Below are 7,819 nucleotides of genomic sequence, written 5' to 3' on the forward strand. Positions count from 1 at the left end.
CAGCACCGAAGTGGCCCTGAGCGCGGCCAGCACCCTGTTTGAATTGGCCGGCAGCCAGGCCACCCTGGCCGAGTACGGCCTTGACCGCCACTGGCGCAACGCCCGCGTGCACACCCTGCACGACCCGGTGCGCTGGAAGTACCACGCTGTCGGTAACTACTACCTCAACAGTGAAAACCCACCGCTGCGGGGGACCATCTGATGAGCAAAAAGAAAATCCTGCTCAATGCGTTCAACATGAACTGCATCGGGCATATCAACCACGGGTTGTGGACGCATCCACGCGACACCTCAACGCGCTACAACACCCTGGAATACTGGACCGAGCTGGCTCAATTGCTGGAACGCGGGCTGTTTGACGGGCTGTTTATCGCGGATATCGTCGGCGTTTACGACGTTTATCAACAGTCGGTTGATGTTCCGCTTAAAGAATCCATCCAGTTGCCGGTCAACGACCCATTGCTGTTGGTTTCAGCCATGGCCGCCGTCACCAAAAACCTCGGTTTTGGTTTGACCGCCAACCTCACCTACGAGCCGCCGTATCTGTTCGCACGGCGCATGTCGACCCTCGATCACCTGACCCGTGGCCGCGTGGGCTGGAACATCGTCACCGGCTACCTGGACAGCGCAGCCAAGGCCATGGGCCTGACCGAACAAGTGGAGCACGACCGCCGTTACGACCAGGCCGACGAATACCTGGAGGTGCTGTACAAACTCTGGGAAGGCAGCTGGGAAAACGACGCCGTGCTCAACGATCCGGCGCAGCGTATCTACGCCCGGCCCGACAAAGTGCACAAGGTCAAACACGCGGGCGAGTTCTATCAGGTCGAGGGTTATCACCTCTGCGAACCGTCGCCACAGCGCACCCCCGTGCTGTTTCAGGCGGGCAGCTCGGACCGTGGGCTGGCCTTTGCCGGGCGCCATGCCGAGTGCGTGTTCATCAGCGGGCAGACCAAGGCCGCGACCAAGCTCCAGGTCGACCGGGTGCGCGCCAGCGCAGCTGCATCGGGCCGCAACCCGGATGACATCAAAGTGTTTATGGGCCTGAACGTGATCGTCGCGCCGACCGAAGCCCAGGCGCTGGCCAAGCGTGAGGAATACCTGGCCTACGCCAGCGCCGAAGCCGGAGTCGCGCATTTTTCCAGCTCCACCGGCATCGACTTTGCCGATTACGAGCTGGACGAGCCGATCCAGTACGTTAAAAGCAACGCCATCCAGTCCGCGACCAAAGTGCTGCAAAACAACGACTGGACGCGCCGCAAGTTGCTGGAACAACACGCCTTGGGCGGGCGCTATATCACTGTGGTCGGCTCCCCCGAACAGGTCGCCGATGAGCTGGAGTCATGGATCGAGCAAACAGGCCTGGACGGCTTCAACCTGACCCGCATTGTCACGCCCGAAAGCTACGCCGACTTCATTGATTGGGTGATCCCCGAGCTGCAACGCCGGGGCTCTTACAAAACCGCCTATGACACCGGCAGCCTGCGGCAAAAACTGTTTGTCGAAGGCGACGCGCACCTGCCTGAACGGCATACCGGCGCTTCTTTTAGACACAACGCCTGACTCCCTTGTGGGAGCGGGCTTGCTCGCGATGCAAACGACGCGGTCTGTCTGGCGCAGCGCGCTGATGCCATCGCGAGCAAGCCCGCTCCCACAAAAACAGAACTCTTATTTGACCGGAAAAATTTCATGAACAAAAAACACGCTCTGGTTCTCGCGCTCGGCCTGTTCAGCAGCCTTGCCTTCGCCGCCGAAAAACCGCTCAAAGTCGGCACCACCGCCGCCTTCGCCATTCCGCTGGAAGCCGCCGTGGCTGAAGCGGACAAACAAGGCCTGAAAGTTGAACTGGTGGAATTCACCGACTGGATCGCCCCCAACGTCAGCCTCGCCAGCGGCGACATTGACGTGAATTACTTCCAGCACATCCCGTTCCTCGAAAACGCCAAGGCCGCCAGCGGCTTTGATCTGGTGCCGTACGCACCGGGCGTGATCAACAACGTGGGCCTGTATTCGAAAAAATACAAAAGCTTTAATGAGCTGCCCACCGGCGCCACCGTGGCTATCGCCAACGACCCGATCAACAGTGGCCGTGGCCTGCAATTGCTGGCCAAGGCCGGGCTGATCACGCTCAAACCCGGCGTGGGTTACAAAGCCACCGAAGAAGACATCACCGACAACCCGAAAAAACTGAAAATCCTGCAGGTCGAAGCCGTGCAACTGGTACGCGCCTACGACGATGCCGACCTGGTGCAGGGCTACCCGGCTTACATCCGTCTGGCCAAAACCTTCGATGCCACCTCCGCCATCCTGTTCGACGGCATCGACCACCCGGAATACGTGATTCAGTTCGTCATCCAGCCCAAGAGCAAAGACGACCCGCGCCTGGCCAAGTTCATCGACATTTACCAGCACTCACCGGTGGTCAAAGCCTCGCTGGATAAAACCTACGGCACCCTGTACCAACCTGGCTGGAAGAACTGACGATGAACCTGGCCCTTGATCGCGCCCGCCTCGACGAGCCGCAGCCCGATGCCGTTCGCACTGAACTGCACCCGGAGCTGACCAACGCCCACGTGCGCTTTATTGGCGTGGGCAAAACTTATGACGGCCGCCAAGGCCCGGTAGACGCCCTCAAAGGCATTGATCTGGCGATTCAGCGCGGTGAAATCTTCGGCATTATTGGCCGCAGCGGCGCCGGTAAATCGTCGTTGATTCGCACCATCAACCGCCTTGAACAGCCCAGCAGCGGGCGGGTGTTGATTGATCAAATCGACATCGGCGGGTTTGACGAAGACAAGCTGGTGGCGTTGCGCCGCCAGATCGGCATGATCTTTCAGCACTTCAATCTGATGTCGGCCAAGACGGTGTGGCAGAACGTTGAGCTGCCGCTCAAGGTAGCGGGTGTGCCCAAACCGCAACGCGAACAGAAAGTCCGCGAACTGCTGGAACTGGTGGGCCTGCAAGGCAAGCACACGGCTTACCCTGCGCAACTGTCCGGCGGGCAAAAACAGCGCGTGGGCATTGCCCGCGCACTGGTTCACGACCCGCAGATTTTGCTCTGCGACGAGGCCACTTCGGCCCTCGACCCGGAAACCACCCAGTCGATCCTCGGCTTGCTGCGCGAGATCAACCAGCGTCTGGGCCTGACCATCATCCTCATCACCCACGAAATGGCGGTGATCCGCGACATTTGCCACCGCGTGGTGGTGCTGGAGCAAGGCCGTGTCGTGGAGCAAGGCCCGGTGTGGCAAGTGTTTGGCGACCCGCAACACGAGGTCAGCAAAACCTTGCTCGCACCCTTGCAAGACAACCTGCCCGAGGCGCTGCAACAGCGCATCAGCGCGACGCCACAGTCATCGCAATCGAGCGTGATTCTGCGCCTGCGCTTCACCGGCGGTCAGGCCCAGGAGCCTGATCTGGGCGCGTTGTTCAGCGCCTTGGGCGGCCAGGTGCGTTTGCTCCATGGCGGCGTCGAGCAGATCCAGGGGCATGCCCTGGGGCAACTGCTACTCAGCGTGACCAGCGCCTCACTGGGGGCAGAAGAACTGCGCAAGCGCGCTGAACAATGGGCACAACAGGTCGAGGTGCTGGGCTATGGGGTTTGATCGTTTATGGCAGGGCGTGATCGACACCTTTTTGATGGTCGGCGTGTCGTCACTCATTGCGTTGATTCTGGGCATTCCGCTGGCAGTGATTCTGGTCACCAGCGGCAAGGGCGGCATCTATGAAGCCCCGGCGCTGAACAAAGCCCTGGGCGCGTTTGTAAACCTGTTCCGTTCCATCCCGTTTCTGATTTTGATGGTGGCGCTCATTCCGTTTACCCGGCTGATTGTCGGCACCACTTCCGGTGTGTGGGCGGCCGTCGTGCCGCTGACCATCGCCGCCACGCCGTTTTTTGCGCGCATTGCCGAAGTGAGCCTGCGCGAGGTGGATCACGGACTGATCGAAGCTGCCCAGGCGATGGGCTGCAAACGGCATCACATCATCTGGCACGTACTGCTGCCAGAAGCGTTACCGGGCATTGTCGGGGGTTTTACCATCACCATCGTCACCATGATCAACTCTTCGGCCATGGCCGGGGCGATTGGTGCCGGGGGCTTGGGCGACATTGCCTACCGCTACGGTTACCAGCGCTTTGACACCCAGGTCATGCTCACCGTGATTGTTTTGTTGGTGGTGCTGGTGGCGGTGATTCAGCTCGGCGGCGATCGTTTGGCGCGTGTGCTGAACAAACGCTGAGGTATAGTCGGCGGCAACACCGCCGCCGACCGAGCCTGCAATGACCCTGGACCCCACCACCCTCGAACAGATTGCTGCCACCACCCTGGCGCATTACCAGCAGAGTGCCGAAGGCTTTCGCGAAGGCACTCGCGACCACGACGTCAGCCAGAACATCGACGCCTTGCTGCGCCACCTTCAGGGCGCGGCGCCGTTCACGATTCTGGATTTCGGCTGCGGCCCTGGCCGCGACCTGCAAGCCTTCACCCGCTTGGGGCATGTCGCCATCGGCCTGGACGGTACCGAGCGCTTCACCCAAATGGCCCGCGAAGACAGCGGCTGTGAAGTGTGGCACCAGGACTTTCTTAAGCTCGATCTGCCAGCTGAGCGCTTTGACGGCATCTTCGCCAACGCCTCGTTGTTTCATGTCCCAACCCAAGAACTTGAGCGCGTGCTGAGTGAACTGCACGCCAGCCTAAAACCGGGCGGCGTGCTGCTCAGCTCCAACCCGCGCGGCGACAACCGCGAAGGCTGGAATGGCCAGCGCTACGGCGCGTACCACGACCTCGAACACTGGCGCGCGCTGCTCACTGCGGCAGGTTTTGCCGAGCTGGAACACTACTACCGCCCCACCGGCCTGCCCCGCGACCAGCAACCATGGCTGGTGAGTGTTTGGCGTAAGTAACCCACCGGCCTTCCTCTCATACTGTAGGAGCTGCCGAGGCACGAAGGCTGCGATCTTTTGATCTTAAAGATCGCAGCCTTCGTGCCTCGGCAGCTCCTACAACACATGTGATCGTCGCAATGGGCGACACGTTTACGGACCTTTCGCTGACTTGTGTGGGATGTGGCTTGCTCGTGCGGGCCCCCATTGTGATGTCTGTGACGGGCTGCCTATAGTCCATCCCGTCGCTGAATCATCAGCGATCAGGCGTGCAAGCCTGTCCTCAGATTTCCAACTTTTCATTTCGCTTGGTAGGCTCTGCGCCTCAATCAGCGTTATGGCGGTTGTGCGCGGGAGATCTTTGGGTCTGCCGGGTTCCTGAGGCCGGTCTTGCACACCTGCGCACAGCTGCCACCCTCTTTCTGCGTGCAAGCTGAATGATGTGGCTCCTTTATCCTCAGGAGTTTCAAGCATGTCGCACTATCTTGCTCAAACCGACAATCCTGTCGGGTCTGACGTTTTATTGATCGATACCCGCGCCTCTGTGTCTGCGCTGCTCACGTGTGCTGAACAGCGCATCCAGGCAGCCAAGAATTTATTGCGCTGTTTGTCCCATATGAACACCTACAGCAGCGACCCGCATGATCTGAGCGCAGTATGTGAGGCGTCTTCATTGCTGCTGCAAGAAGGCTGCGATGTGTTGGGCGTATTGGTGTTACGCGAGATGTGACAGCGCTTTTTCACCCATAAAAAAACCCCGAAGGGCTCGCGCCTTTCGGGGTTGTGGGTCTTGGCATGGGTTACAACTTGGCGATGGACACTTCGGTGGATTTTACGAAGGCGATCACTTCGCTGCCGACCACCAGTTCCAGCTCTTTGACCGAGCGGGTGGTGATGACGGAGGTGACGATGCCGGAGGCGGTTTGTACGTCGATTTCGGACAGCACGTCGCCCAGGACGATTTCTTTGATGTGGCCTTTGAATTGGTTACGAACGTTGATGGCTTTGATAGTCATGGTGTCGATTCCTGTCTTGAGAAAAGTAGGTTTAAAGCGCCCAACGCAGTTGCGTAGGCAGCGGTGCAACAGGGTCTGGCTCAGGTGGCGAGCCAGGTAAAGCGAGCACTCGGTGAAGCACTTCGGTTTCCAGTGCCGCCAGTCGATGTGAACCACGCACCCGAGGGCGCGGCAGTTCGACGGTGAGGTCGAGCCCCACTTCACCGTCTTCGATCAGGATGACCCGGTCAGCAATCGCAACCGATTCGCTGACGTCATGGGTCACCAGTAATACGGTGAAACCATGCTGGCGCCACAGGCGTTCGATCAGTTGTTGCATCTCGATGCGGGTCAGCGCATCCAGTGCACCCAAGGGCTCGTCCAGCAAGAGCAAACGCGGTTGGTGGATCAAGGCACGGGCCAGCGCTACACGCTGCTTTTGCCCGCCCGACAAGGCCGCCGGCCATTCATTGGCGCGCTCGGCCAGGCCGACTTCTTCCAGCGCCTTGAGGGCCTTGGGCCGCCAGTCGCCTTTGAGGCCAAGGCCCACGTTGTCGATGACTTTTTTCCAGGGCAGCAAGCGCGCTTCCTGAAACATTAAGCGGGTGTCTTCACGCGCTTCTTGCAGCGGCGCGCTGCCGGCCAGCAGTTCGCCGCCCGTGGGCTGGTCAAGCCCGGCCAGCAGGCGCATCAAGGTGCTTTTGCCACAGCCGCTGCGGCCCACAATGGCGACAAACTGGCCTGCCGGAATGTGCAGGTTGATGCCTCGCAGCACCAGACGATCGCCAAAGGCTTTTTGCAGGCCCTTGACCACCAGCGGGATGCCCTGACGCAAATGCGGAGGTTGTTGAGCTGTCATGCGGCACCGCCTTTTGGCACTTGATAAGCCGGGTGCCAGCGCAACCAGACACGTTCCAGACCTCGGGCGGCAGTGTCTGCCAGCTTGCCGAGGATCGCGTACATCACAATGGCCAATACCACCACGTCGGTCTGCAGGAACTCCCGGGCGTTCATCGCCAGGTAGCCAATGCCGGAGCTGGCGGAGATGGTTTCAGCCACGATCAGCGTCAGCCACATAAAGCCCAGGGCGAAGCGCACGCCGACCAGAATCGACGGCAACGCGCCCGGCAGGATCACTTGCCAAAACAGGCTGAAACCCGACAAGCCATAGCTGCGCGCCATTTCTACCAGCGCCGGGTCGACGTTGCGGATGCCGTGATACGTGTTGAGGTAGATCGGGAACAAGGTGCCCAACGCCACCAGAAAAATCTTCGCTGACTCGTCGATGCCGAACCACAAAATCACCAGCGGGATCAGCGCTAGGTGCGGCACGTTACGGATCATTTGCACCGAGCTGTCGAGCAGGCGCTCGCCCCACTTCGACAGGCCGGTAATAAAGCCCAGCGCCAGGCCGATGCTGCCGCCGATCGCGAAGCCCACACCGGCACGCCAGCCGCTGATGGCGAGGTGTTTCCAGATCTCGCCACTGCGCACCAACTCCACGCCCGCTTCAATCACTGCAATGGGTGAGGGCAGGATCCGCGTCGACAACCAGCCCGCCGACACCGACAACTGCCACACCGCCAACAGCAACACGGGCAATGCCCAGGGGGCAAACGTGTGGGCGATTTTATGAAGGCTTGTAGCCTTTGCCGTACTCATGCCCGCCTCAGCTCTGCGACGCAGCTTTAGGGAGGATGTCGTTGGCGACCATTTCGCCAAACGGGCTCACGTAGCCTGCGCTTTTGGGCAGTTCCGGGCGCTCGATGTCCAGGTGCGGGAACAGCAGTTCAGCCACGCGGTACGACTCTTCCAGGTGGGGATAACCCGAGAAAATAAAGGTGTCGATGCCCAGGTCTGCATATTCCTTGACCCGCGCTGCAACGGTTGGGCCGTCGCCGACCAGTGCCGTGCCCGCGCCGCCGCGAACCAGGCCCACGCC

Annotated in this window: 9 protein-coding genes and 2 pseudogenes; 7 read left to right on the forward strand and 4 right to left on the reverse strand. The window is 60.3% G+C overall.

The window, feature by feature from the left end; all coding sequences use genetic code 11:
* From GHO41_RS27800 to GHO41_RS27830, 7 genes and pseudogenes are all read left to right on the forward strand, one after another.
* A pseudogene (locus GHO41_RS27800) lies at positions 1–202 on the forward strand (SfnB family sulfur acquisition oxidoreductase); the annotation flags it as partial.
* Positions 202–1,563 (forward strand): LLM class flavin-dependent oxidoreductase, encoded by a 1,362-nt coding sequence (locus tag GHO41_RS27805; RefSeq protein ID WP_153435205.1) that lies wholly within the window; start codon positions 202–204, stop codon positions 1,561–1,563. The pseudogene GHO41_RS27800 and the gene GHO41_RS27805, both read left to right, overlap by 1 nt.
* A 126-nt stretch (positions 1,564–1,689) precedes the next feature.
* Positions 1,690–2,481, forward strand: coding sequence for a MetQ/NlpA family ABC transporter substrate-binding protein (locus tag GHO41_RS27810; protein WP_153435206.1), 792 nt, complete (start codon positions 1,690–1,692; stop codon positions 2,479–2,481).
* 2 nt (positions 2,482–2,483) lie between these two features.
* Positions 2,484–3,605 (forward strand): methionine ABC transporter ATP-binding protein, encoded by a 1,122-nt coding sequence (locus tag GHO41_RS27815; protein WP_153435207.1) that lies wholly within the window; start codon positions 2,484–2,486, stop codon positions 3,603–3,605.
* Positions 3,595–4,239, forward strand: a complete 645-nt coding sequence (locus GHO41_RS27820) for a methionine ABC transporter permease (protein WP_153435208.1) — start codon at positions 3,595–3,597, stop codon at positions 4,237–4,239. Before GHO41_RS27815 ends, GHO41_RS27820 begins: the two co-directional genes overlap by 11 nt.
* A gap of 40 nt (positions 4,240–4,279) precedes the next feature.
* Complete coding sequence (locus tag GHO41_RS27825) at positions 4,280–4,903, forward strand: class I SAM-dependent methyltransferase (RefSeq protein WP_048371087.1); 624 nt, start codon at positions 4,280–4,282, stop codon at positions 4,901–4,903.
* A 451-nt stretch (positions 4,904–5,354) separates the two neighbouring features.
* The gene (locus GHO41_RS27830) at positions 5,355–5,612 is read left to right on the forward strand and encodes a hypothetical protein (RefSeq protein WP_153435209.1); all 258 of its coding nucleotides are present in this window, start codon (positions 5,355–5,357) and stop codon (positions 5,610–5,612) included.
* Between the two features lie 70 nt (positions 5,613–5,682).
* On the opposite strand, the gene GHO41_RS27835 is transcribed toward GHO41_RS27830, so the two are convergent.
* The 4 genes and pseudogenes from GHO41_RS27835 to GHO41_RS27850 form a co-directional block, all read right to left on the reverse strand.
* Positions 5,683–5,898, reverse strand: a complete 216-nt coding sequence (locus GHO41_RS27835; protein ID WP_003444581.1) for a molybdopterin-binding protein — start codon at positions 5,896–5,898, stop codon at positions 5,683–5,685.
* Positions 5,899–5,929: 31 nt separating this feature from the next.
* On the reverse strand, positions 5,930–6,736 hold the full coding sequence (gene ssuB, locus GHO41_RS27840; protein ID WP_048371090.1) for an aliphatic sulfonates ABC transporter ATP-binding protein: 807 nt from the start codon (positions 6,734–6,736) through the stop codon (positions 5,930–5,932).
* Positions 6,733–7,539, reverse strand: coding sequence for an aliphatic sulfonate ABC transporter permease SsuC (gene ssuC, locus GHO41_RS27845; RefSeq protein ID WP_048390911.1), 807 nt, complete (start codon positions 7,537–7,539; stop codon positions 6,733–6,735). The genes ssuB and ssuC overlap by 4 nt, the downstream gene beginning before the upstream one ends.
* A gap of 7 nt (positions 7,540–7,546) precedes the next feature.
* Positions 7,547–7,819, reverse strand: a pseudogene (locus GHO41_RS27850) (alkanesulfonate monooxygenase); the annotation flags it as partial.

The sequence above is a fragment of the Pseudomonas sp. FSL R10-0399 genome, assembly GCF_009600165.1.
GTDB classification, from domain to species: domain Bacteria; phylum Pseudomonadota; class Gammaproteobacteria; order Pseudomonadales; family Pseudomonadaceae; genus Aquipseudomonas; species Aquipseudomonas helleri.